The organism is uncultured Parvibaculum sp., assembly GCF_963975745.1.
Lineage (GTDB): Bacteria > Pseudomonadota > Alphaproteobacteria > Parvibaculales > Parvibaculaceae > Parvibaculum.
In genome coordinates, this window is the sequence record NZ_CAXBIB010000007.1 from 77,810 (window position 1) to 101,350 (window position 23,541).

The following is a 23,541-nucleotide window of genomic DNA, read 5'->3' on the forward strand; positions in this document are numbered from 1 at the left end:
CGCCTCTTGTTCCAGCCTCGTCACGCAACGCACGCATGTGCTGGGGCCATCCAGCCTTCACGGCAATGCTAACGACGCCGCAGAAGACGATCCAGACAAAGACCGGCCAAGGGTTAACGCCTGCTCAGGCGCGCAGCCCGCCATTGACGGCAACACTGTCGGAAACGCGCCGCATATCGGCCTCGACCATCTCGGCCACCAGCTCGACAAAGCTGGTCTTGTGAACCCAGCCGAGCTCGTCGCGTGCCTTGGCGGCATTGCCAACCAGCGAATTGACTTCGGCAGGACGGTAGAAGGAGGGGTCGACCTCGATCAGCGTCTGTCCGGACTTCCGGTCGATACCCTTTTCCTCCAGGCCCGAACCGTCCCATTCGATGGGGCGGCCGACGGCCTCGAAAGCCAGCTGGACGAAATCGCGCACCGAATGCTCCTCGCCCGTGGCCAGCACATAATCGTCGGCGCGGTCCTTCTGCAGCATCAGCCACATGCCTTCGACATAGTCGCGCGCATGGCCCCAGTCGCGGCGCGAATTGATGTTGCCGAGATAGAGCTTGTCCTGAAGGCCATGATGAATGGCCGCCGCAGCGCGCGTGATCTTGCGACTGACAAAGGTTTCGCCACGATTGGGGCCCTCATGATTGAAGAGGATTCCGTTCGAGGCGTGAAAACCGTAAGCCTCGCGATAATTGACGACGGTCTGGAAAGCGAAATGCTTCGAAATGGCATAGGGGCTGCGCGGCCGGAATGGCGTTGTCTCGCTTTGCGGCGTTTCCTGCACATTGCCGAAAAGCTCCGAGGTCGACGCCTGGTAGAAGCGAATGCTCTCGCCCATATCGAGCAGGCGGATCGCTTCAAGAAGCCGAAGGACCCCTGTCGCATTGACGTCGGTTGTGTATTCGGGTTTGTCGAAACTGACTTTCACGTGACTCTGTGCAGCCAGATTGTAGACCTCGTCGGGCTTCACTTCCTTCAGGACACGGAAGAGGCTCGAACCGTCGGTCATGTCGCCGAAATGCATCCGGAGCTTCGAATCGACACCGCGCTCCTCGCCATAGAGATGCTGAATCCGGTCGGTATTGAACGAGGAGGAGCGGCGCATCAGGCCATGCACTTCATAACCCTTTTCGACCAGCAGGTCGGCCAGATAGCTGCCATCCTGGCCTGTAATGCCCGTGATTAACGCGACCCGCTTGGTCATGCCCGACTTTCTCCCGCACTTGCCGATCAATGCCGGCCCCGATCGATGGATCGGGATTGGATGGACTGAATGAATGGACTGGTGACGCTGCGCCCGGCCCGTAACGGCCTCTAGATACATGGATTTTGCCGGAACGGGAACAGGGGCCGGAGCTTCGGCTTGCAGCCGGCCGCGACCCGTGCCAGAAGTGGGCCGGGATTTCAAAAATAGCCACTGTTATTAACGACTTAGACGACACCCCTCGCGGATCAGCCACCCATGCCCCAGATGCCCCGCAAAGCCGTTTTCCCGGTCGCCGGTCTCGGCACCCGCTTCCTGCCCGCAACCAAGGCAGTGCCGAAGGAAATGCTGACCGTGGTCGACAAGCCGGTGATCCAGTATGCCGTCGAGGAGGCGGCCGAGGCCGGCATCGAGCACTTCATCTTTGTGACGGGTCGCGGCAAGGGAGCGATCGAGGATCATTTCGACATCGCCTATGAGCTCGAGGCGACCTTGAAGGCGCGCGGCAAGACGGCCGAAATCGCGCAGCTTGAGGCAAGCCGACCGGCCGCCGGCACGGCAAGCTTCGTCCGCCAGCAGGAACCGCTGGGCCTTGGACACGCCGTCTGGTGCGCGCGCGACATTGTCGGCAACGAGCCCTTCGTCCTGGCGCTGCCCGACATGCTGATCCTTAGCCCCCGCGGCTGCTTTGCCCAGATGATGGATGTCTATCGCGCCCATGGCGGCAATGTGATCGCGGTCGAGGAAGTCCCGCATGAGCATGTCCATCGCTACGGTGTCGTGGCGCTGGAACAGAAGCTCGACGAGAGGACCCACCGGATCGCCGGCATGGTCGAAAAGCCCAAGCGCGAAGAGGCGCCGTCCAATCTGATCATTTCCGGACGCTATATCCTGCAGCCTGAAATATTCGCCCGGCTCGAAACCCAGAAGCCCGGCGCCGGTGGCGAAATCCAGCTGACCGACGCGATGATTGCACTGGTGGCCGAACAGGCCTTCCATGCCTACCGCTTCGAGGGCACGACCTATGATTGTGGCGACAAGATCGGTTTCCTGGCGGCCAATGTGGCGCTCGCCCTGTCGCGCCCCGACATCGAACCGGCATTCAGACCGCTCCTGGAGCGCCTGATCGGGCGCTGAGATCGGGGGTTTTTCCCGTCTATAAAAAGGCCGGGGGAAGAAGGAAGGGAAAAAGCGAGGCATGCTCGAAATCGAGGAAACCGCCATCCCCGGCGTCCGTATCGTCAAGCCGCGCCGCTTCGGCGATGCGCGCGGCTATTTTTCCGAGACCTTCAACCGGCGCGCCATGACGGCAGCCGGCATCGACATCGACTTCATTCAGGACAATGAGTCGCTCTCGGCCGCACCCGGTACGATCCGGGCTCTTCATTTCCAGGCACCGGATTTCGCACAAACCAAGCTGGTGCGCGTCCTGACCGGCGCGGTCCTCGACGTGGCCGTCGATATCAGGCGCGGATCGCCGACCTATGGGCATCATGTCGCCGTGACGCTGAGCGCCGAGGATGGACGGCAACTCCTGGTGCCCAGAGGCTTCGCCCATGGATTCTGCACGCTTGTGCCGGATACCCGCGTATTTTACAAAGTGGACGCGTATTACTCGCAATCGCATGATGCGGGGATAATATGGAATGACCCCGATATTGCGATCGACTGGCCGGTCGCGCCGGACAAGGCCACATTGTCGGAAAAGGACATGCGGCTTCCGCGTCTGGCCAACATGACATCGCCTTTCGTCTATGGCACGGATTGAACGGGGCAAAAGCAGGCGAGAGACCAAGGGGGATTGTTCGGTGCGTTTTGCAGTAACAGGGGGTGCGGGGTTCATCGGTTCGGCGGTTATCCGCCGGCTGATCGGTCAAACCGAGCACGAAGTGCTGAACATTGATTGCCTGACCTATGCGGGCAATCTCGATTCACTGGCCGACGTATCGGAGAATGCCCGCTACCATTTCTCGCAGACCGATATTCGCGACCTGCCGGCGCTGCGTCGGGCCATTGAAGATTTCCGTCCCGACATCATCATGCATCTGGCCGCCGAAACCCATGTCGACCGTTCGATCGACGGCCCGGCCGCCTTCATCGAAACCAATGTCGTCGGCACCGCCAATCTGCTGGAAGTCGCGCGCGCCTGGTGGGAAAGTCTCGATAACGCGGCGAAGGCGCGCTTCCGCTTTCACCACATCTCGACCGATGAGGTCTTCGGCTCGCTGGGACCGACAGGTGCCTTTACCGAAGAAACGCCTTATGCGCCCAACTCGCCCTATTCCGCATCGAAGGCGGGGTCGGATCATCTGGTGCGCGCCTGGCGCGAAACCTTCGGTCTGCCGGCCCTAGTCAGCAATTGCTCGAACAATTACGGTCCCTGCCAGTTCCCCGAAAAGCTGATCCCGCTGATGATCCTGAACGCGCTGGAGGGAAAACCGCTGCCGGTCTATGGCTCCGGCCTGCAGATACGCGACTGGCTGCATGTGGACGATCATGCGGACGCGCTGATCGCCATTGCGACAAGGGGCCTTGTCGGCGAGAGCTACAATGTCGGCGGCAATGCCGAGCGCACCAATATCGATGTCGTGCGGACCATCTGCCGCCTGCTCGACGAGATGCAGCCACAATCGCCCTATTGCCCGCATGAGCAGTTGATCGCCCATGTTGCCGATCGCCCGGGCCATGATGCCCGCTATGCGATCGATGCCGCGAAAATCGCCCGCGACCTCGGCTGGAAGCCGCGGGAGAATTTCGAAAGCGGGCTACGCAAGACGGTCGAATGGTACTTGCAGAACCGCGACTGGTGGGAACGCGTTCGCTCCGGCCTTTATCGCGGCGAGCGCCTTGGTCTGATCGACGCGGATTGAACGCACATGACCGAACCGCGATCGAGACGCCTGCTGGTGACCGGCGCCGGCGGCCAGGTGGGAGGGAAGCTCGTTGCACAAGCGGCCGCGCATGGCTTTGCGGCCATCGCAACCACGCGCGCGGAGCTCGACATCACCGATCGGGCGGCGATCGAGGCGGCGATCGCATCGCTGAAACCCGACGCCGTGATCAATGCGGCCGCCTATACGGCTGTCGACCGCGCCGAAAGCGAGGCAGAGCTCGCCCGGGCCATCAACGCCGATGCACCGGGCCTGTTGGGTGCGGCCTGCGACAGGGCCGGCATTCCGCTGCTGCATATCTCGACCGATTATGTCTTTGACGGCTCGGCCGCGCGCCCCTGGCGGGAAGACGACCCGCTGGCCCCGCTTGGCGTCTATGGCAGGAGCAAGGCCGAAGGCGAAGCCGCACTCCGCAAGGCCACGGAAAACCACATCATCCTGCGCACGGCCTGGGTGTTCAGCCCTTGCGGCAGCAATTTCGTGAAGACGATGCTGCGCCTCGCAGCCGAACGGGACGAGCTGACCGTGGTCGACGACCAGAAGGGCTCGCCCTCCGCGGCCATCGATATCGCGCAGGTTCTGTTGACGCTGGCCCGACTGTCGCTCGACCGGCAGGCCGCCGGCGAAGCGCCGCCACGCGGCACCTGGCATTTCTGCAACAAAGGCGTGACCAGCTGGTATGAGTTCGCCTGCGCGATCATGACCGGCGCCGCCCAGCGGCACGCGCCTGCAGCCCGCGTGCGGCCGATCCCGACATCGGCCTATCCGACCCCGGCCCGGCGCCCGGCCAATTCGGCGCTCGACTGCGCGAAGCTCACCAGGGATTTCGGCATCGTTCCGCGGCCTTGGGAAGAAGCCCTCGATGACGTACTCGACAGGCTTCTCGCGCCGCCCCACTGACCCTTACGACGGAAAAAGGCACAAGGCATATGAAGGGCATCATCCTGGCAGGCGGCAGCGGCACGCGGCTCTACCCCGTGACCCGCGCGGTCTCGAAGCAATTGCTGCCGGTCTATGACAAGCCGATGATCTACTACCCGCTGACGACGCTGATGCTGGCCGGCATTCGCGACATTCTGGTGATCACGACGCCTGAGGATGCCGCCGCCTTCAAAAATCTGTTGGAAGACGGCAGCCAATGGGGCATTTCGATTTCCTATGCCGTGCAGCCGAAACCCGAAGGTCTCGCACAGGCCTTTATCATCGGTCGCGACTTCGTCGGCGGCGGCCGCTGCGCCCTGGTGCTGGGCGACAATATCTTCTACGGCAACGGCCTGTCGGCCATTCTCCAGCGCGCCGCACGGCCGGGCAAGGGCGCGACGGTCTTCGGCTACTGGGTCCGCGATCCGGAACGTTATGGCGTTGTCGAATTTGACGACGCCGGCAAGGCGATCTCGATCGAGGAAAAGCCGGAAAAGCCGAAATCGAACCATGCGGTGACGGGGCTCTATTTCTACGATTCAGACGTCTGCGACATGGCCGCCGAAGTCCGGCCCTCCGCGCGCGGCGAGCTTGAAATCACGACGCTCAACGAAATGTATCTGAAGCGTGGCATGCTGACGGTGGAACTGCTGGGCCGGGGCTTTACCTGGCTCGACACCGGCACGCATCAGTCGCTGCTGCAGGCGGCGCAATTCGTCGAGACGATCGAGGAGCGCCAGAACCTGAAGATCGGCAGCCCCGAGGAAGTGGCCTTCCGCATGGGCTATATCGATGCCGAACAATTGCTGGCAGCCGCCCGCGGCGTCGGCAAGAGCAGCTATGGCACCTATCTGCGCGCGCTGGCGAAGGGCCGGTGATCATGTCTGGACCGTCAGGGCAGGTCCATTGTTCCGCCGGGATGGCCGGTCGATGAGTTTCGGGAGCGAGAAATGAAAGTTGCGATGATCGGCACCGGCTATGTGGGCCTGGTCTCGGGCGCCTGTTTTGCCGATCTCGGGCATCACGTCACCTGCGTGGATACCGACGCCGCTAAGATCGCGAAGCTCCGCCGCGCAGAAATCCCGATCTATGAGCCCGGTCTCGAAGACATCGTCGCGCGCAGTGTCGAAGCGGGCAGGCTTTCCTTCACCATGGACGCCACCGGAGCCGTGCCGTCATGCGACGCGATTTTCATCTGCGTCGGCACGCCGCCGCGCGAGGATGGCGATGCCGACCTCTCCTATGTCTATGCCGCCGCGCAAGGCATCGCGGCGCATCTGAACGGATATACGGTCATTGTCGACAAATCGACCGTCCCTGTTGGCACCGGCGACGAGGTCGAACGGATCATTCGCAAAGCCAATCCGGAGGCCGATTTCGACGTGGCGTCGAACCCCGAATTCCTGCGCGAGGGCAACGCGATCGACGATTTTATGCGGCCGGACCGGATTGTCATCGGCACGAACGCCCCGCGTGCCCGGGAGGTCATGCAGGCGCTTTACCGGCCGCTGATGCTCGCCGAAACGCCCATCCTGCACACGAGCCGCGCCACGGCCGAACTGACCAAATATGCGGCCAACGCCTTTCTGGCGATGAAAGTGACCTTCATCAACGAGATCGCCGATATCTGCGAGCAGGTCGGTGCCGACGTGCAGGACGTCTCGCGCGGCATCGGCCTCGACAGCCGCATCGGCACCAAATTCCTGCAGGCGGGGGCGGGCTTCGGCGGCTCCTGCTTCCCGAAGGACACGCTGGCGCTGACAAGCACCGCAAGGAAGGTCGGCCGACCGACCCAGATCGTCGAAGCGGTGATGGCGGCCAATGCCGAACGCAAGCGGCGCATGGCCGACAAGATCGTCGCGGCCTGCGGCGGCACTATCGCCGGCAAGGTACTCGGGGTGCTCGGTGTCACCTTCAAGCCCAATACCGACGACATGCGCGACGCGCCAAGCCTCGACATCTTGCCCTTGCTGCAGCAGGCCGGCGCACGAATCCGCGCCTATGACCCGGAGGGTATGAGCGAGGCGCGGAAATATCTGAGCGATATCGAATGGAGCGCCGATGCCTATGGCGTGATGCCCGGCGCCGACGCCTTGCTGATCCTGACCGAATGGAACGAATTCCGCGTTCTCGATCTCGACCGCGTGCGACGCGAGTTGAAGCGTCCGCTGATGATCGACCTGCGCAACATCTATACGCCCGGCGATATGGCCGAGGCCGGCTTCGAATATCACTCGGTCGGGCGGCCTTCGCCTGCTCGATCGACCCGACGCGGCGGGTGAAAGCGTACCTGCGCCTGTCAGCCGCAGAGAACAGCGCCTGAAGGACCTGCCGACAAAAACCCATCGGACACAATGCCCGGACGCCCCGACATGGCGCCGCAGGCGCTTCGTATCGTGCGGCAAGGGACCGTCGATCATATCGACGAATTGCATGCTGGCACAGCGGACATTGCACCTGCCGGCCGAACCGGACGCTCGCTCTCGAGACGCGCATCCGTTCTGTGGCCATCTGACCGTCTGCAGATCATATGACAGACGTCCGGACTGTCGGCACTTCAATCCAGGACACGCCTGAAATCGGATATGGCAGTCAACCGAATGTCGATACCGGAATGTCGGGATGCATCGCCGCCGTTTCTGCGGCCTCAAAATGTGTTCCAGCCTGATACAGGTGATGTTTTGCAGGAGAAAGAAGCCGAAGCTTCACCCCCCCGGGGGGGGGGGGGCAAAAAAGCAAAAACGAAAAACAACCCCATGCACTCTCCCGCATGTTCACGGGAGCTGATGTTTTTATTGGATCAGATGCAGCGAATCGCTCGATCCTGAGATCGGGAAGGGGAGTCGGACGGCCAGCGACAATCGATGACAAGGAACCGTTGCAATGAAAGCCGACGCACAGAAGAAACCCAACACACAGAAGTCCCCCAAGCCCAAAGCCAGGAAAAAGACACCGAAGAGTCCGGAACACGCGCGCTTTTACCAGGACTGTCTGGACATAGAGACCGCGCGCAGGAATGCCTTCAAAGCCACGGGCATGACCGAGGCACAGCTCCAGACAATATTGAATCCCATCTGCCGCGCCGTGGCAGACGGGCAGTTATTGCCACCGGGGGACCTTATCGACGCAACTAATCTCGTCTCGGAGTTCGCGCCAAAGACAGCCTACGAACGCATGATCTGCGGACAATTGCTGTCGACTTATTTTTTCATGAACGTGAACATGCATCTCGGCATGCGTGCGAGTCTCGTGCCCATAAGAACCAGCTTGTTCCAGACCGCCACGAAACTTGGCCACCTCAACAAGGGTTTGCTGGAAATGCTGCACCGGCTTCAGAACGGAGAAGACCGCAAGGTCATCGCCTTCGAATACAACCATGTAACTCGCAAGGAGGCCGGGCCAGACGCGCACGCGAAACCAAAACAGGGCAAGCGCAAGCAGGAGGGACGCCCGGTCAACGGCAGCCCCGCCATGAACGGGCATGCCATGAACGGACATGCCTTGAACGGGCACGGATTGAACGGGCACGCTCGGAACAGGCGCAAGCCCAAATGTGCTCAGAGGATCATGGCGTCGTGACCATCGAAGGGAGAGCCTCCGAAAGCCCGGGAGAGACGCCGGCGCTTTGCGGCGCAAGGACAAGAAACGGCCTGCCCTGCAGAAACCCGCCGGTCAATGGCAAGCGCCGCTGCCGCATGCATGGCGGCGCGGCAGGGAGCGGGGCGCCCAAAGGAAACCAGAACGCCTTGAAAACCGGTTTCTACAAGCGGCAATACATTGACCTGCGGCGCCAGTCAAAGCGGGCCATGCGCGAAGCACTGATGTCACTCGGCAGAAAACGCTGGTAACCCGGTTTCGGCAGTGCGGCTCGGCCAACAATGCATGATCCGGCCGCATCGGTCGCGATCGATTGACTTGATCGATCAACGATCAGACGGCAGCGCCCGTGGCCGCCCCGACAATCCGCAGCCCCTGCCGCCTAGAGATCGATGACCGGTGTCGCCTTGAGGCGCACGCCCGGGCCGCCGGCTTCATCGGCCACGACAAAGACCACCCCGGCCGCCTCCAGCGTCTGCTGCAGCCGCCAGATATTGGCGACCGTGCCTTGCGCCAGGCCCGCGCCCTTTTCCATCCTCTGAACGGTCGACAGGCCGAGGCCCGCCTTGCGCGCCAGATCCTCGCGCGACCACTCTATAAGACCTCTTGCGGCTCTAATTTGAGATGAAAACAGCATTTAATGCTCATTTTTTATCTTTTAATGAACTGTTTCTGTTGTTTTTTAATCAGATAATGATAGAATACGGCCGAATTCGAACAAAAACAGGTCATGCCCATGCTGTATCCTGATTCCACACCGCCGATCCAGAACGATGCGATCCCGATCAAGAAAGATCACCCTGCAGCCTCACCAGTCGTTGCTCACGATGCCGCTGGAGCATGGGACCGCCCGGATGCCGCAGGAGCTATCTCCGGCCCACCTGCGCCGCAGGCAAGCCCGGCGGTCTCGGCCGAGCTCCATACGCATCTTTACCTCAAGGAACGTCTTGAGGCCGAGTTTCCGGATCTCGATGACGAGACGCTGGCCGATACGCTGGAAGGCGAGACGCGGCTCAACGAGATGCTGGCCGCGGTGCTGCGCTCGCGCGAGGAGGATATGGGGCTTGTCACGGGCCTCAAGGCGCGGATCGAGGCGCTGAAGGCCCGGCTCGACCGCTTTCAGGAACGCGCCGAACGCAAACGGGCGCTTGTGACCGAGGCCATGGCGCGCGCGGCCATCAAGCGGCTGCTGGCGCCCGATTTCACCGCTTCCCTGCGCATGGTGCCGCCCGGGCTGGTCATCGAGGACGAGACCGCGATCCCCGATGAATTCTGGAAACCGCAAGCCCCGAAGCTCGACCGCAGCGGTCTCGGCGACGCGCTGCGCAGCGGACGCACCGTCACCGGCGCAACGCTCGGCACGGCGCGCCCCTCGATCAGCATCCGCATCGCCTGAAGGGAGACACCATCATGGCACTGACCCGCAACCAGCGCATCGCCCTCGACGCCGCCCCGCCGGCCGACGCCATCAGGACGCGTCAGGAAGGCGGCCGGGCCCTTTCCTATCTCGAAGGCTGGTATGTGATCCGCGAGGCCAACCGCATTTTCGGCACCGATCACTGGGACCGGATCACCCTCTCGAGCCAATGTGTCTGGCAGGGCCAGCATCGCGGCGAGGCCGCCTGCACCTATACGGCCCGGGTCCGTCTCTGCATCCGGGTCGGCCATGAAAGCCTGGTGCGCGAGGGCTCGGGCGTCGGTCACGGGCAGAACCTGCATGCCGGCGAGGCCCATGGTCAGGCCATCAAGGCCGCCGAAACCGATGCGACCAAGCGGGCGCTGGCAACACTGGGCGCTCCTTTCGGGCTCAGCCTTTACGAGACACACGCGCCGGATTTTCCGGCGGCGCATGGCAGATCCGCAAGCATGCCCGCATCAAAACCGGACGCGGCGACAATGCCGGCGACATTGCAGCGGCAGGATGCGCCCGTCGCGCGCGAGGATTACTGGATGATGCGGGATGCGGCCGGCGAGCTGATGGCCGTCTTCAAGAGCCCGATCCTTTGTTGTTCGGCGCTGCGTCGCGCGATCGAGGCGGCAGGCTCGGCGCAAGGCCTCGAGGCCCTCTACAACCAGAACCGGCGCCTGCTGACACGGCTGCGCGCCGAACGTCCCGATCTGCGCAGCGACCGCGATCAGCACTATGCCGAAATCCTGAGCGCACTGTTCCGCACACGGCTGAAGCGGCTGGCGGCCCGGAATGACATACCGGAAACAACGGCACGCGCGGTCGCGCCGATTGACCTGTCAGACGGACTGGCACCGGGCGCCGCCGACTGAAGCGCACAAGGTCCGGGGGGCGCCGCTCCGCCTGCCCGCAATCGCCCCGCGCCTTGTCGCGCATCTGTATCACACCGCATCTGTGTCACGTCACTTGTGTATCACGTCATGTGCCCCGCAATTGCCAGGGGCCGGCGCGCCATCCCGGCACTCGAACGCTCACAATGGAAGCCGCGACACAACAGCTTGCGTTGTCATACTCCGCATTACAGCCGTCTTGACGATACGAAACGCCCGCGGGCCGCGCCGACGGACCACCTCTTGCGATCTGCGGCGAAATAGCACCCGCCTGTCGGGCACAATCGAATAGTAAATCATTGTTACGGAGAACCACCGCGTTAGGATGAAGCGCTGCCAGGTTGATCATCATCTCGAAAGACCAGGGGATGACGGGGGAATGGGGAACATGCCCGACAGGGCCGATACGATAAACACCGGCACCGACGCGGCACTGCCAGAAGTGGAGCGGCGGGACCGGACGTTGGCGGGCTTCCTGCGGCGGTCGATCTTCCGCAACCGCGTCCAGCTCCTTGGCGGGGTGCTCTTTGCCATCCTGCTGCCGCTTGTATTCCGCTTCAACCTGTTCGACGTCCCGCTGACGCAATCGAGCCTGACCAACACGATCATCGGTGCGGCAATCGCCTTGACGCTCGGCTTCTTCTTCTATCGGCGGTTGACGGACTATCCGGGCACCGAAGGCATTTCCTATGCGGTACCGGTCTTTGCCCTGACCTATGCCGGCATCCTGGTCCTTTTCGTCTTCCTGCGCCTCGACTACAGCCGCTATCTCTTCGGCGCGAGCTATCTGATGGCAGTCATCTGGTTTACTGCCCTGTCGATCGCCATGGTGCGGCTGCGGACCTACCGGATCGGCATCGTACCGGGCGGCAGCGTCGCCAGTCTGCCCGATCCTGGTTCGGTCCGCTGGGAAAGGCTGAGCGAACCCCGCGCCCTGCCGCACGGTCTCAATGCAGTTGTCGCCGATCTGCGCACAGATTTTTCGCCGGAATGGGAGCGTTTCATCGCCGAAACGGCGATCGCCGGAACGCCGGTCTTCCATGTCAAGCAGCTGCAGGAAACGCTGACCGGCCGCGTCGAGATCGAGCATCTCTCCGAAAACACGCTGGGCGCGCTCAACCCCAACGACCTTTATCTGAAGATCAAGCAGGCGATCGACTGGCTGGGCGCGCTCATCGCGCTACTGGTGACCTTGCCGCTGCTGGCGGCGATCGCGGCCGTCATCCGCCTTGAATCGAAAGGGCCCGCCCTGTTCAGGCAGGCCCGGATGGGCTACCGCGGCAATGTTTTCACGGTCTACAAGTTCCGCACCATGACGACGGAACGTGACAGTACCAGGTCGGCACGTGAGCAGGCGATGACACAGGACGCAGACCAGCGCATCACCCGTTTCGGCCGCTTCCTGCGCCGCACCAGGCTCGACGAACTGCCGCAGATGATCAACATCCTGCGCGGCGAGATGAGCTGGATCGGCCCACGCCCGGAAGCGGTGCCGCTATCGGAATGGTATGAGCAGGAACTGCCCTTCTACCGCTACCGCCATATCGTGCGGCCGGGGATTTCGGGCTGGGCCCAGGTGATGCAGGGTCATGTGGCCGCGCCAGATCAGGTGCTTGAGAAGCTCCATTACGACTTCTACTACATCAAGAACTTCTCGCCCTGGCTCGATCTTTTGATCGTGTTGAAGACGATCCGCACCATGCTGACGGGCTTCGGGGCGCGCTAGGCGGCGGAGCGCCGCGTCGCAACGTCCTGCAGAATGTCCAGCATGCGGCCCGCCAGCACCCGACGGTCATAGCGGGCGGCGGCGGCCGGCCCGTTGCCGCGAAGCCTTTGCAGGGTCTCGGGCTCCGAGACAAGCGTCCGAAGGACGCGGCAAAGATCGTCGTAATCTTCTGGTTCGAAACTCAGGCCGACCTGTTCCTGTGTCACGATCATCGCTGACTCGCCGCGCACGCCATGCAGCACCGGAATCCCCATGCCCATGCATTCGAAAAGCTTCGAGGGGATCACTGTTTCGAAAAGCGGCGTCCGGCGCAGATGGATGATCGAAGCGTCGAGCAACGACCAGTAACGCACGACCTCGTCCTTCGGCACGGTATCGACGAATATCACATTGTCGAGCCCTTCCTTGCCTGCGCGCGCAACAAGGGCGGCCTTGCTCGATCCGTCGCCCAGGAACAGGAAACGGAACCGGTCGCCATCGGGTTCTGCCCTGATCTTGCCGGCCGCATCAAGAATCGTCTCCAGCGCATGCGCCATGCCATGCGTGCCGATATAGCCGGCGACGAACTTGCCCTCGAGGCCGAGCTCGGCCGCAAGCCCCGAATCCTTTTCGCGCGGAGCAAAACGGCTGGTATCGACGCCATTGGTCACGACATGGATCTTCGCGCCGTCGATACCGCGCGCAATCAGATTGTCGCGAAAGGCATGCGTGACCGCCACGATGGCGCTCGCGCGGCGGTAGAGAAAGAGCTCGAGCTTCTCGAGGAGATCGAGCGCCCGCGAGGAGCGCATGGCACCAACGGTACGGATCGATTCCGGCCAGATGTCGCGCAGCTCGAAAATCCAGGGCCGCCGCTTGAGCAGGGAGGTCATGAAGGCCGCGACCGCCGTGAAGAACTGCGGCGAGGTTCCGATGATGATATCGACCTTGCGCACGAAGAGCGCGGCGAAGAACGCCGACAGCATGAAACTCAGATAGTCGAGTATCCGCTTCAGAAAGCCTTCATTGGCGGTGATATAGGTCCAGACCCGGATCACGCGGATGCCGGACATCTCTTCAGCCTGCCAGAGACGGTTGCGATAGCCGCCGAATACCTCTCCCTTGGGAAAGTTCGGCACGCCGGTAATGACCGTCACCCGGTGCCCGGCCTTCACCCATTCACGGCAATGCTCGAATGTGCGGCTGGCCGGCGCATTGACCTCGGGCGGAAAATTGTCGCTGAGAAAGAGGATATGCATGCGCCTCAGGACCGCCCGTCATGCCAGGCGAAGACGATCTCGCTCTGCCCGCCATGGAGAGCGACGGCGAGGCACTGGCTGGCGCAGGCCTCGCCGAAGCGCGGATGCCAGGTCGCCGGCTCGATCCGCGCCCGTCCGCGGCGGACCTGCCAGGAAAAACGCTTGCCGTTCGGGGTCAGCCCCTCGCCGGCCGAAGGATCGGATGCCGGCACAAGCGTCACCCCGGGATGAACATGAAACCGCGCCTCGGCCGGCAGGGTGCCAGTGCCGATACGGTCGCTGATGGCAAGCGAGCCGTCATCCATGCGCCAGCGCCGTTGATGCAGGGGCGCGCCGGGCAGGCGCCGATAGCCGTCATGCGTGCCCTGGGCGATCGGCGCTTCGCCCGTCGTCACCACCATATCGCGCAGCCGTGCCCGCCGGGCGACCCGGAAGCCGCCCCAGACTTCGGAGGAATCCCGGCCGTCGATGATCACCGTGTTATGGGCGGCCGTGCCGCGTTGCCGGAGGCGCTCATCGCTGTCGCCATAGCAGGAGGTTCCGGAATTGACGAGGACCCGCTCGCCGAACAGGGACAGCTCGAAACTGAGCGTATCGGCATGGGCATGACCCGGCAGATAGTCGGGGCCCACCGGGGCCATGTCGAGAAGCGCGACGGCCGGCCCGCATGAGAGCCGCGCATAGCCGCTCGCCGCGCGCCATTGCGTCGGCGGCAGGCGGTCGACCGCCTCGAAACCGAGACGCCCGGCATAGGCATCGAGTTCGGCATTGTCGGGCGCGATGCCGAAAGCCGCATCGTTGAAAAAGGAAATCCCGCCATCGGGATGGCTCATCGCATCAAGCCAGCCCCGCATCGCCTCTATCCGTTCGCACCAGCAATCGACCTGCGTCTGCTGCGCCGGCACCAGCCCCGCCCGGTAGCAGGCGGCGATGTTGACCAGATCAAGCAGATCCTCGAGCGCCAGCGCATGATACATCGGGCTCCGCTCGAAATGGCCGCCATCGGCCAGGATCTGCTCGGGAAGCTCGCGTGCCAGGATCGCAAGGCCCGTCTCCAGCCAGCTCTCGGCCTCCGCGCCCTCGAAGAACAGACCGGCAAAGACCAGCGCCTTGGCGTTCGAGAACAGATGATTGCCGAGCAGATGATATTCGAGCCGGCGCGACAGCCAGCGCGCCTGGACGGCAAGGCTCTGCACCGCCGCCGCTGACAACATGTTGCCGGCACGCGCCCATTTGATCCAGTTGACGATCCGGAGCGAGGTCGGATAGGGCTCCCAGCCACTGCCGCGGCCGGGTGAATTCTGCGCAAGCCAGTCCGCGATCAGCGCGACATGCCAGCCGGCCCGCTCCGGTGCCCCGGTCGCATTGAGATCGTCGAAATAATGCTGGTTGTAGCGCCAGAGCTTGTCGCGGGCCGGGCCGTCCCAGCCGATTTCGGCAAGCGTGCCGGTCTCGCCGAGAAAACGGAACGCGCCGGGCCCGGCAAGGCTCGGCGCGCGCGCCGCTGGCGCGACCCAGGCACCCGAGGGCGCGCGCAGGTCCGGCGCCGGCGCGGCATCGACCCGCGGGCGGACGAGCCGGAAGCGGACCCGGCCATAGACCTGCACAGGCCGCAAATGGCGCAGCGTGTGCCAGTAGAGAGATGCGGTCCGCAGCACGCTCATGCCGGCTGCAACAGCCGTTCGAGATGCTGCACGATGCGCGGACCGGTCTGGCCGTCCCAGAGTTCGGGAATGCCGCCCTTCTTCCAGTCGCCGGCAAACAACCGGTCGAGCGCCGGCGCAAGCCGCGCCGGATCGGTGCCGATCAGCTCGTTGGTGCCGATGCTGACCGTCTCGGGCCGCTCGGTCGTGTCGCGCAAGGTGAGGCAGGGCACGCCGAGCACGGTGGTTTCCTCGGTGATGCCGCCTGAATCCGTGATCACGGCTTTCGCATGTTGGACGAGATAGTTGAACTCGAGATAGGGCTGGGGCTCGACCAGATGAAAGCCGGCCGGCGCCGCGCCCAGCGCCTCGAGGGTCCGGGCGGTGCGCGGATGAACCGGGAAGACGACCGGCAGCCCGCGCGTCGCCGCACCGATTGCGCCCAGCAGGCGAGTGAAGGCCCCGCCCTCATCGACATTGGCCGGCCGGTGCAGCGTGACCACGAAATAGCCCCCGGCCTCAAGCCCATATGCGTCCCAGAAACCCGGCTTCTGCAACCGCGGCAGATTGGTGAGCAGCGTGTCGATCATCGTGTTGCCGACAAAGAAGAGCCGTTCGTCGCCGATGCCGGCGCGGCGCAGATTGTCGTTGGCGATTGTGCTGGTGGTGAAGAAGAAATTGCTGATGGCGTCGGTCACCATCCGGTTGATCTCCTCGGGCATGCTCCAGTCGCCCGAGCGGATGCCGGCCTCGACATGCGCGACCGGAACCTGCAGCTTCTGCGCCGCAATGGCGCAGGCCATGGTCGAGGTGACGTCGCCCACCACCAGGCAGAGCCGGCTCGGCGCCTCGATGAGCAGCTTTTCGTAGCGCGTCATGATCGCCGCCGTCTGCTCGGCCTGCGTACCGGAGCCGACCTCGAGATTGACATGCGGATCGGGAATGCCGAGCTGAGTGAAGAAATCGCCCGACATGCGCGCATCGTAATGCTGCCCGGTATGGACAAGCCGGTAGCGCAGGGGACCGCCTTCGGCCATGCGCTGGTCCAGCGCGCGAATGATCGGCGCGATCTTCATGAAATTGGGCCGCGCTCCGGCGATGATGTCGATCAGCATGATCCGTCCGCGAGGCTCGCGGCGATCTCGATCGTCGCGCGGCTGACTTCGAAGATCTCGGCAGCCGGGATCGGCGCCGGTCCGCCCGCGCGCACCGCCTCGACAAAGGCCTTGGCGCAAGCTCCCTGCCCCTTGTCCTGGCGCCAGAGGTTCATCCGCGAGAAGCCCTTCCAGCCCCAGCCGCGCAGGCGCCGGAAATTGTCGAGCTGCAGCACCCGGCCGGCGGCGAAGACCTCGAGCCGCTCCTTGGGGAAGCCCTTGTCGCCATTGGCGAGATAATGGATCGTGCCGACCGAGCCGTCGGCGAATTCGAGCGTGATCACCGCCTTGTCGTCCCGGATCGCAAGCGCCGGATGCCGGCCCAGCGCCACCGCGTGATGACGCAGGATCGGCGCCCCGGCGAGATGGCGCAGCAGATCGATGAAATGACAGGCCTCGCCGACGATACGGCCGCCGCCGACCGCCCGGGCTTGCGTCCAGTGATCGGCCGGAATGGCGCCGGCATTGACCGTCATGATGAAGCTCTTGGGTTCGGCGACCTGGTCGAGCAGTGATTTGATCCTGATCGCCTGCGGCGCGAAGCGGCGGTTGAAACCGAGCATCAGCAATTGCGCAGGCCGCGCCACCGCCTCGGCCTCGATCGCCTCGAGTTCCGCCAGCGTCAGGCAGAGCGGCTTTTCGCAGAAGACATGCTTGCCGGCCCGGAACGCCGCCAGCACCTGAGCCCCATGCGCATCGTGGCGCGTGGCGATGACCACGGTGTCGACCGCCGGATCGGCCAGCGCGGCGGCGCTGTCGGTGGCGGCGGCGGCGAAGCCGTATTTGCGTCCGAAATGCACCGCGCTGACGCCGCCGGCGCTGACCACCGTCTGCAGCGAGGCGCCGGCCGCCTTGAAGGCGGGGATCAGCACCCGGCCGGCATAATTGCCGGCGCCCAGAAAACCGACGCCGGCCTTGCCGGGCGCGGCGGCGCGGGGCCCAAGCGCAACCTGGCGCGCGGGCGGCGCTTCACGTTCCGCCGCATCGGCGCCCGGATATTGCAGCAGGATGCCGAGCGACGGCGCGCCGGACGAAAGCAGCGCATAGGCCTCGGGAGCCGCCGCGAGCGGGAAGCGATGCGAGATCAGCGGCGCGACATCGAGTGTGCCCGCCGCCATCATGTCGAGCGCCGCCTCGAAATTGCGTTGCTCGGTCCAGCGCACGAAGCCGACCGGATAATCCTGGCCGCCCTCCTCGTAAGCCGGGTCGTAGCGGCCCGGCCCGTAGGAACAGCTGACCTGGAAGCTCAACTCCTTCTCGTAGAAATCGGCCCGCGACAGCTTCAGCCCGGTGACGCCGACCAGCACGATGCGGCCGCGTTGACGGCAGATCTGCGCCGCCTGGTGCACCGGTTCGTCGCTTTTGGTCGAGGCCGTGATGATGACGGCATCGACGCCGCGCCCGCGAGAGAAGGCCTGCGCGGCGGCCAGCACATCGCCGCCGGCGCCGGGATTGACGGTCTCGGCCCCGAACTGCCGCGCTAGCGCCAGCCGCGCCTCGTTGAAATCGATGCCGAGCACGCGGCAGCCCTGCGCCTTCAGCATCTGCACGGTCAGAAGGCCGATCAGGCCGAGCCCGGTGACGACCACGCATTCGCCGAGCGTCGGCGCGGCGAGACGGATGCCCTGCAAGCCGATCGCGGCCAGCACGGTGAAGGCGGCCTGCTCGTCGCTGACACCGTCGGGAATGCGCGCGCAGAGATTGAGAGGCACGCTGACGATTTCGGCATGGCGCCCGTTGCTGGCAACCCGGTCACCGATCGAAAAGCCCACCACGCCGGCGCCCACCTCGGCGACGCGGCCGACGTTGCAATAGCCGGGCGCCAGCGGCTGATCGAGCTTGCTCTGCACCGCCTCGAAGGTGGCGGCCAGCCCGTCGGTGCGCGCCTTGTCGAGCACCATGCGCACCTTGTCGGGCTGCTGGCGCGCCTTGTCGAACCAGTTGGCCTGGCCGAACTCGACCAGCATGCGCTCTGTGCCGGCGGAAACCAGAGAGGCCGCCGTGCGGATCAAAAGCCGCCTCGCCGCCCCGCGCGGGGCGGGTACATCGGCAAGCTCTATCGTGCCGTTCTTCAGGGACTGGAGGAGTTGTTTCATACGAATTGCCCGGCGCGCCGCAGAAGCGCTTCTTTCTCGGTGCGGCTAGGATAATTGATCAGAACGGCACGGTATTTTCCCTTGAACACAAACAGACTGCCAGCCGCAGCACCGACGATGCCTTCAGCTGCAAAAAGTTGTTCAATGTCCGAGAGTGACCCTGCCCCCCCAAGAAACGTGACCGGCAAACGAACACACTCGCGCAAACGCTCTACAAGCTCCATATCGTATCCCTGCATCGTGCCATCCCGATCGACCGAATTGAGAACAATCTCGCCAGCACCAAGATCCTGCAACCGCTCAGCAAAAACAAATGGATCAAGACCTGCCCGAACCGTTGCATTGTGCGTGACGACTTCCGGTCGTCGCATCAAACCAGTATATTTGACATCGAGCACCGCAACGATGCTCTGGCTGCCGACACGCGCCGCCGCGGATGAAACGAGTTCGGGCTCATGCACCACCGCGGCGCTGAGCGCCACTTTCTCGACGCCGAGACCGATGATCCTCTCGATCTGTTCATGCGTCCTGATACCACCGCCATAGCAAAGTGGCATACGGCACTCATTGGCGAGATTCGCAATCATGCGATAATCCGGCTCCCGTCCGAGGCGCGTCGCATCAATATCGAGGACGACGAGTTCGTCCACCTCCTTTTCATTGTAGATGCGAACCGCATTGATCGGATCGCCGACATATTTCGGCTCCGCGAACTTGATCGTTTTCACAAGGCCCCGATCGTGGACCAGCAGACAGGGTATAAGACGTGGACGCAGCAAGATCAGACCTCGGCAAAATTCTTCAGCAGACGAATGCCCCAGTCATGGCTCTTTTCGGGATGAAACTGGGTTGCCCAGATATGACCCTGTGCAATCGCGGATGCGAACGGCTTTCCGTACACGGTCGTGCCGAATATGCATTCCTCAGAATCCGGTTTGAAAAAGTAGGAATGCAGAAAGTAGAACTGGGGGTCGGAAATATCGCGAAACAGAGGGCAGCCCGGTTTTGGGGCAACATCGTTCCATCCCATATGCGGCAGGCAGGCGTTGCCCTTGAACCAGCTATCGTCAAACCGCTTCACGTCGGCGGCAACCCATCCGAGGCCGGGCTTCATTCCCTCATCACTGCCACGCGCCATGATCTGCATGCCGACACATACGCCGAGTACGGGAACACTGTCGACCCGCACCCGCCTGTCCAGCACAGAGAGCATGCCGGAGGACGCCAGCCGCTCCATCGCCCAATCGAAGGCTCCCACCCCCGGCAGGATAAGCCGCTCGGCGGTTTCCAGCTGAGCTTCTGTGCGCACAGCCGCCGCATTGATTCCAAGCCGCCTGTAGATATTCTCAAAGGCGCAGACATTGCCCAGTCCGTAATCGACGATGCCGATCACCTCTTGCCTCCGAGTTCCAGCCCGACCATCCGCATGATCCGGGCACCGAACCTGTAGACTTCCTCCTGGTTCCGATAGTCTCGATATGTCTTCTTCGGCAGCGCCATGTAATTCATCAGCTCTTCGACGCTGATATCCAGTTTGTTCGCCACAAACTCGATCTCTTGTCCTATCGTTTCCTTGTCGTAGGAAGGGTTACTGAGCTCCGCCAGCGCCTCATCGCGAGTCATTTGATCCGTCACGATCAGACTTGAAAACTGAACCTTGCGCACATCGTATCCGAACCGCTCAGGTAACCAGTAGCTTTCGTAGAACCGCGTGAAACGTGACTCGAAATGCTTCTGCGGATAGGGCTGCCAACCGAAGCGGTCCATCAGCAGCAGCCGCGCATCTGCCTTGATATAAGGCATGAAGTTCAGCGGCCGCAAAACCTCGATTCCCCGGACATAAGGGAGCCAAACCTTGTGCCAGAGAATGGAGGTGAGGGGAAAATTGCGCAGCGGTTTCTCGCCGAACCGGCGATGGATATCGCGTATCTGCCGGGAATCGGACTGGTAATACATCCACTCGATAGGGTTGCGGATACATTCCGTGGACAGGTTCGCACCCGTCAACATATTCCGCACACCGTGTTCGAGCGCGAACTTGTACATGGTCGCAAAGAAGGCATGATCCTGCGGCGTATCTATATGCGGCACGCCCGAGCGAAAGAATGCCCGCTGAAGATCCTTCATCTCCTCCCAGTCGATAACTTCCGTGAAGAGATCGAGCCCCAGCCCGTCCACCACCTTCTCGATATTGTTGACGGCGATCTGCGAATTCCATCCGGCATCGACATGAAAGACGAGCGGCCGAAGCCCCAGCAGCTCCTTCGCCGCATATGTCAGATAGGAGCTGTCGATGCCCCCGCTCATACCAATGATGCAATCGAAATCCTTGCCCTGCCCATCGGCCCTGATCTTCTCGACCATCCTGTCGAGCGCAGCCCTGCCGCGCTCATCCGTGTGCCAGTTCGGCTTCACCTTGCTGTAGAACGTGTTGCAATGATCGCAAACACTCTTCTCGTCGAACACGATGGCGCTGTCCGTCGTGTCCATCACGCAGTTCGTGCAGATTTGATGGGGCCGGTTGGTCATAGACCCGTTTCCTCCCGCAGAGAACCTGCCTCTTCATGCAGAACCTGCATCACGTTCCTTTCGACAGTTCGGCCATTGTGGATTGATAGGTCTCGAAGTTCTCTTTCCACGTCGGAAATGTCTCCAGGCGGTGGACTCCGGCCTCAACCAATGCCGATCTCTTGCTTTCATCGAGGAATATCTCCTCGACAGACGACAGTATTTCTTGCGCATCAAATGGATCGAAATACTTTGCGGCGTTTCCACAAACCGAACGTGAGAACCACATGTCACTTGTAAGAATTGGCAGCCGGTAGTGCATCGCTTCCAGATAGACGATACTGAAACTCTCCAAAAGCGTGGGCATTATTACTGCGTCGCATTGTTTGTATAGACTTGGCATACTTGCCAACGACACCTGCCCGACATTGCAAATCACACCTTCGAGACCACGGCTCCAAATCTCTGCCAGAAATTTTGCTGCAGCCTTACTGTCCGGATTTATGGTGACCACTATTCGATAGTTTAGATCCCGGGACCGTATGGCATCCGCAACACCAAGCAGCACTTCGAGGTTCTTATGCGGATAGTACACACTCGGCGACAGAAGTTTCACTCCATCGGGCAGGTCGAATTTGACCGCAGACCAAGACGAAGCTTCGTCAACGGTCGCTGCATTGCCGATAACCCGAACATCCCTGAGCCGATACTTTTCGATCAGCATTTCCCTGATGCCGCCGGTCTGAGCAACAACGATATTGGCTCGATGAAAATTTCTTGTCAGCAGCCAGAGTTTTGCCCTGCGCACGATCCAGTCGCGCAACGTCATTCCCGCCCAGACTTCCGGGTGAACCTCAAGCGCATAGGGCCAATCGAAGATATAAAGCTGCTTCACCGCCGTATCGATGATGAGATCGCCCAGGTTCAGAACAGCGTCTGCCCCCCAATTTTCAATCAGGCGGCCGAGCACAAACCCGTAGACCAACGGCGCCATGATTGTACTGCCGAGGAGCCCGGGCATTTCCTTAACCTCGATCCTCGGATTATCAAGAAAAGACAGACCTTTCGGGGCTGATGTTATGACTATGTACTGGTCGTGCAGGCGTTGCCGGTTCAGCAGAGTCAGATAGCTGTCCCTTATGCTCCCCCCACCACCTGAATTGGAGTTGAGGGCGTTTATCACAATGGTTGCCACGTGTTCGTCTAGCTCCTAGGTTCTGTTGACAAACTGGATTCCCAAATCACCTGAACTCTGATTCAAGATAGCTTTTGCGGAGGCTATCGTGGCGCGTTTGTTGATGGAAGATGCCGAGTGGGTATTTTTCGAACCCTTTTTGATTGCCATTCGAGGTCGCGGAGGACGTCCCGCATCGGATCATCGCCGTATTCTTGATGCTGTGTTCTGGATCGCGCGCACTGGTTCGCCTTGGCGGGATTTGCCCGAAGAGTTCGGCAAGTGGTCCAGTGTCTATCGCCAGTTCCGGCGGTGGACCTTGGCAGGGCTGTGGGACATGATCCTGGAGGCTCTCAATGAGAGCGGGACCATGCCCGAACAAGTTCAGATGATCGACAGCACAATAATCCGGGCGCACCACTTGGCAGCGGGCGCAAAAGGGGGACTCAAAAAGAGGGTTTTGGCCGCTCAAAAGGTGGCTTTACGACCAAGGTCCACCTCATTACCAACGCTCACGGACTTCCTGTCAGGGCTGAGATAACCGGCGGTGAGGTCTCTGATTTCAAGGGCTTTGATGTTCTGGTCGATGATGATCTGCCCAATGCCAAAGTGTTTCTGGCCGACCGCGGCTATGACAGTGACCACATCCGCACGACAATCACCAATCGCGGCGGAACGCCTGTCATTCCAGGCAAGGCCAATCGCAAAGTCCCGATCCGGTTTGATGCCATCACATATGCTTTGAGAAACCGGGTGGAGCGGTGTTTCAACAAGCTCAAATGCTCACGCCGCTTCGCAACACGATATGACAAAACCGCCGCAAGCTACCTCGGCTTCATTCAAATAGTTGCTGCTCGCCTCTGGGTCAGAAGTTTGTCAACATGACCTAGTGACTTGCGGCCTCAATAGCGTCGCGGAATCCACGAAGCATGCACTCGAGTGACCGGGCCTCATACTGCCGGCAGGCGCAGCATCACTGCGCGGCTAACACGTTGGAGAGTCCGTTTCGAGATTGGAGCGACCCAATCGGCTCTTTTGTTCGAACCCGCGTAAACCAACATCAATTTATCGAATTCGTTAGGTATGTTGAATGTCTC

General features: G+C 62.0%; 22 protein-coding genes. 12 read left to right on the top strand and 10 right to left on the bottom strand.

Features of this window, described 5'->3' with window-relative positions; translation table 11 throughout:
* Positions 1-124 precede the first annotated feature (124 nt).
* Positions 125-1,198: a GDP-mannose 4,6-dehydratase gene (gmd, locus tag AAC071_RS07455; RefSeq protein WP_339831346.1), complete on the bottom strand. Its 1,074-nt coding sequence runs from the start codon at positions 1,196-1,198 to the stop codon at positions 125-127.
* A 258-nt stretch (positions 1,199-1,456) separates the two neighbouring features.
* Between gmd and galU the strand changes: the two genes are divergently transcribed.
* The 8 genes from galU to AAC071_RS07495 all read left to right on the top strand — a co-directional run bounded on the left by galU (position 1,457) and on the right by AAC071_RS07495 (position 8,858).
* Positions 1,457-2,335: a UTP--glucose-1-phosphate uridylyltransferase GalU gene (gene galU / locus AAC071_RS07460; protein ID WP_339831347.1), complete on the top strand. Its 879-nt coding sequence runs from the start codon at positions 1,457-1,459 to the stop codon at positions 2,333-2,335.
* A gap of 61 nt (positions 2,336-2,396) precedes the next feature.
* On the top strand, positions 2,397-2,966 hold the full coding sequence (gene rfbC / locus AAC071_RS07465) for a dTDP-4-dehydrorhamnose 3,5-epimerase (protein ID WP_339831348.1): 570 nt from the start codon (positions 2,397-2,399) through the stop codon (positions 2,964-2,966).
* A 40-nt stretch (positions 2,967-3,006) separates the two neighbouring features.
* Complete coding sequence (rfbB, locus tag AAC071_RS07470) at positions 3,007-4,068, top strand: dTDP-glucose 4,6-dehydratase (protein ID WP_339831350.1); 1,062 nt, start codon at positions 3,007-3,009, stop codon at positions 4,066-4,068.
* 6 nt (positions 4,069-4,074) lie between these two features.
* Positions 4,075-4,989 (top strand): dTDP-4-dehydrorhamnose reductase, encoded by a 915-nt coding sequence (gene rfbD / locus AAC071_RS07475; RefSeq protein WP_339831351.1) that lies wholly within the window; start codon positions 4,075-4,077, stop codon positions 4,987-4,989.
* A gap of 29 nt (positions 4,990-5,018) precedes the next feature.
* Complete coding sequence (gene rfbA, locus AAC071_RS07480; protein WP_339831353.1) at positions 5,019-5,888, top strand: glucose-1-phosphate thymidylyltransferase RfbA; 870 nt, start codon at positions 5,019-5,021, stop codon at positions 5,886-5,888.
* A gap of 72 nt (positions 5,889-5,960) precedes the next feature.
* A complete protein-coding gene (locus tag AAC071_RS07485) occupies positions 5,961-7,292 on the top strand; it encodes a UDP-glucose/GDP-mannose dehydrogenase family protein (RefSeq protein WP_339831355.1) in 1,332 nt (443 codons plus the stop codon).
* Positions 7,293-7,893: 601 nt separating this feature from the next.
* Entirely contained in the window at positions 7,894-8,589 is a 696-nt protein-coding gene (locus AAC071_RS07490) for a hypothetical protein (RefSeq protein WP_339831356.1), read from the top strand.
* Positions 8,562-8,858, top strand: a complete 297-nt coding sequence (locus AAC071_RS07495) for an HGGxSTG domain-containing protein (RefSeq protein WP_339831357.1) — start codon at positions 8,562-8,564, stop codon at positions 8,856-8,858. The genes AAC071_RS07490 and AAC071_RS07495 overlap by 28 nt, the downstream gene beginning before the upstream one ends.
* 131 nt (positions 8,859-8,989) lie before the next feature.
* On the opposite strand, the gene AAC071_RS07500 is transcribed toward AAC071_RS07495, so the two are convergent.
* A complete protein-coding gene (locus AAC071_RS07500; protein WP_339831358.1) occupies positions 8,990-9,244 on the bottom strand; it encodes a helix-turn-helix transcriptional regulator in 255 nt (84 codons plus the stop codon).
* A gap of 99 nt (positions 9,245-9,343) precedes the next feature.
* On the opposite strand from AAC071_RS07500, the gene AAC071_RS07505 reads away from it, so the two are divergent.
* The 3 genes from AAC071_RS07505 to AAC071_RS07515 all read left to right on the top strand — a co-directional run bounded on the left by AAC071_RS07505 (position 9,344) and on the right by AAC071_RS07515 (position 12,631).
* The gene (locus tag AAC071_RS07505) at positions 9,344-10,003 is read left to right on the top strand and encodes a siphovirus Gp157 family protein (protein WP_339831359.1); all 660 of its coding nucleotides are present in this window, start codon (positions 9,344-9,346) and stop codon (positions 10,001-10,003) included.
* A gap of 14 nt (positions 10,004-10,017) precedes the next feature.
* Positions 10,018-10,887, top strand: a complete 870-nt coding sequence (locus tag AAC071_RS07510; protein WP_339831360.1) for a Rad52/Rad22 family DNA repair protein — start codon at positions 10,018-10,020, stop codon at positions 10,885-10,887.
* A 406-nt stretch (positions 10,888-11,293) separates the two neighbouring features.
* Positions 11,294-12,631 carry a sugar transferase gene (locus tag AAC071_RS07515; protein ID WP_339831361.1) on the top strand — a complete coding sequence of 446 codons (1,338 nt, stop codon included), beginning with the start codon at positions 11,294-11,296 and terminating at the stop codon, positions 12,629-12,631.
* Here AAC071_RS07515 and AAC071_RS07520 read toward each other — a convergent pair.
* The 8 genes from AAC071_RS07520 to AAC071_RS07555 are packed head-to-tail and all read right to left on the bottom strand — an operon-like array spanning position 12,628 to position 22,465.
* Entirely contained in the window at positions 12,628-13,869 is a 1,242-nt protein-coding gene (locus AAC071_RS07520; RefSeq protein WP_339831362.1) for a glycosyltransferase family 4 protein, read from the bottom strand. The two genes, AAC071_RS07515 and AAC071_RS07520, sit on opposite strands and share 4 nt — an antisense overlap.
* A 5-nt stretch (positions 13,870-13,874) precedes the next feature.
* Positions 13,875-15,533, bottom strand: a complete 1,659-nt coding sequence (locus AAC071_RS07525) for an alginate lyase family protein (RefSeq protein WP_339831363.1) — start codon at positions 15,531-15,533, stop codon at positions 13,875-13,877.
* Entirely contained in the window at positions 15,530-16,627 is a 1,098-nt protein-coding gene (gene wecB / locus AAC071_RS07530) for a UDP-N-acetylglucosamine 2-epimerase (non-hydrolyzing) (RefSeq protein ID WP_339831364.1), read from the bottom strand. Before wecB ends, AAC071_RS07525 begins: the two co-directional genes overlap by 4 nt.
* Positions 16,621-18,762: a bi-domain-containing oxidoreductase gene (locus AAC071_RS07535; RefSeq protein WP_339831365.1), complete on the bottom strand. Its 2,142-nt coding sequence runs from the start codon at positions 18,760-18,762 to the stop codon at positions 16,621-16,623. Before AAC071_RS07535 ends, wecB begins: the two co-directional genes overlap by 7 nt.
* Entirely contained in the window at positions 18,759-19,541 is a 783-nt protein-coding gene (locus AAC071_RS07540) for an AglZ/HisF2 family acetamidino modification protein (protein ID WP_339831367.1), read from the bottom strand. Before AAC071_RS07540 ends, AAC071_RS07535 begins: the two co-directional genes overlap by 4 nt.
* 2 nt (positions 19,542-19,543) lie before the next feature.
* Complete coding sequence (gene hisH / locus AAC071_RS07545) at positions 19,544-20,155, bottom strand: imidazole glycerol phosphate synthase subunit HisH (RefSeq protein ID WP_339831368.1); 612 nt, start codon at positions 20,153-20,155, stop codon at positions 19,544-19,546.
* Positions 20,152-21,291, bottom strand: a complete 1,140-nt coding sequence (locus AAC071_RS07550; RefSeq protein WP_339831370.1) for an N-acetyl sugar amidotransferase — start codon at positions 21,289-21,291, stop codon at positions 20,152-20,154. The genes hisH and AAC071_RS07550 overlap by 4 nt, the downstream gene beginning before the upstream one ends.
* 49 nt (positions 21,292-21,340) lie before the next feature.
* The gene (locus tag AAC071_RS07555) at positions 21,341-22,465 is read right to left on the bottom strand and encodes a glycosyltransferase (RefSeq protein ID WP_339831373.1); all 1,125 of its coding nucleotides are present in this window, start codon (positions 22,463-22,465) and stop codon (positions 21,341-21,343) included.
* Between the two features lie 103 nt (positions 22,466-22,568).
* On the opposite strand from AAC071_RS07555, the gene AAC071_RS07560 reads away from it, so the two are divergent.
* Positions 22,569-23,329, top strand: a protein-coding gene (locus tag AAC071_RS07560) for an IS5 family transposase (protein WP_202895407.1) whose coding sequence is annotated in 2 segments (ribosomal slippage) — positions 22,569-22,878 and positions 22,878-23,329 — 762 coding nt in all. Because the reading frame shifts where the segments join, the coding sequence is not laid out codon by codon here.
* Positions 23,330-23,541: the final 212 nt, after the last annotated feature.

Coding starts and splice junctions, on each gene's coding strand:
- galU (WP_339831347.1), top strand. CDS start 1,457: ATGCCCCAGATGCCCCGCAAAGCCGTTTTCCCGGTCGCCGGTCTCGGC.
- AAC071_RS07505 (WP_339831359.1), top strand. CDS start 9,344: ATGCTGTATCCTGATTCCACACCGCCGATCCAGAACGATGCGATCCCG.
- AAC071_RS07495 (WP_339831357.1), top strand. CDS start 8,562: ATGTGCTCAGAGGATCATGGCGTCGTGACCATCGAAGGGAGAGCCTCC.
- rfbA (WP_339831353.1), top strand. CDS start 5,019: ATGAAGGGCATCATCCTGGCAGGCGGCAGCGGCACGCGGCTCTACCCC.
- AAC071_RS07510 (WP_339831360.1), top strand. CDS start 10,018: ATGGCACTGACCCGCAACCAGCGCATCGCCCTCGACGCCGCCCCGCCG.
- wecB (WP_339831364.1), bottom strand. CDS start 16,627: ATGCTGATCGACATCATCGCCGGAGCGCGGCCCAATTTCATGAAGATC.
- rfbD (WP_339831351.1), top strand. CDS start 4,075: ATGACCGAACCGCGATCGAGACGCCTGCTGGTGACCGGCGCCGGCGGC.
- rfbC (WP_339831348.1), top strand. CDS start 2,397: ATGCTCGAAATCGAGGAAACCGCCATCCCCGGCGTCCGTATCGTCAAG.
- AAC071_RS07550 (WP_339831370.1), bottom strand. CDS start 21,291: ATGACCAACCGGCCCCATCAAATCTGCACGAACTGCGTGATGGACACG.
- AAC071_RS07500 (WP_339831358.1), bottom strand. CDS start 9,244: ATGCTGTTTTCATCTCAAATTAGAGCCGCAAGAGGTCTTATAGAGTGG.
- gmd (WP_339831346.1), bottom strand. CDS start 1,198: ATGACCAAGCGGGTCGCGTTAATCACGGGCATTACAGGCCAGGATGGC.
- AAC071_RS07535 (WP_339831365.1), bottom strand. CDS start 18,762: ATGAAACAACTCCTCCAGTCCCTGAAGAACGGCACGATAGAGCTTGCC.
- AAC071_RS07520 (WP_339831362.1), bottom strand. CDS start 13,869: ATGCATATCCTCTTTCTCAGCGACAATTTTCCGCCCGAGGTCAATGCG.
- AAC071_RS07515 (WP_339831361.1), top strand. CDS start 11,294: ATGCCCGACAGGGCCGATACGATAAACACCGGCACCGACGCGGCACTG.
- AAC071_RS07485 (WP_339831355.1), top strand. CDS start 5,961: ATGAAAGTTGCGATGATCGGCACCGGCTATGTGGGCCTGGTCTCGGGC.
- AAC071_RS07525 (WP_339831363.1), bottom strand. CDS start 15,533: ATGAGCGTGCTGCGGACCGCATCTCTCTACTGGCACACGCTGCGCCAT.
- AAC071_RS07490 (WP_339831356.1), top strand. CDS start 7,894: ATGAAAGCCGACGCACAGAAGAAACCCAACACACAGAAGTCCCCCAAG.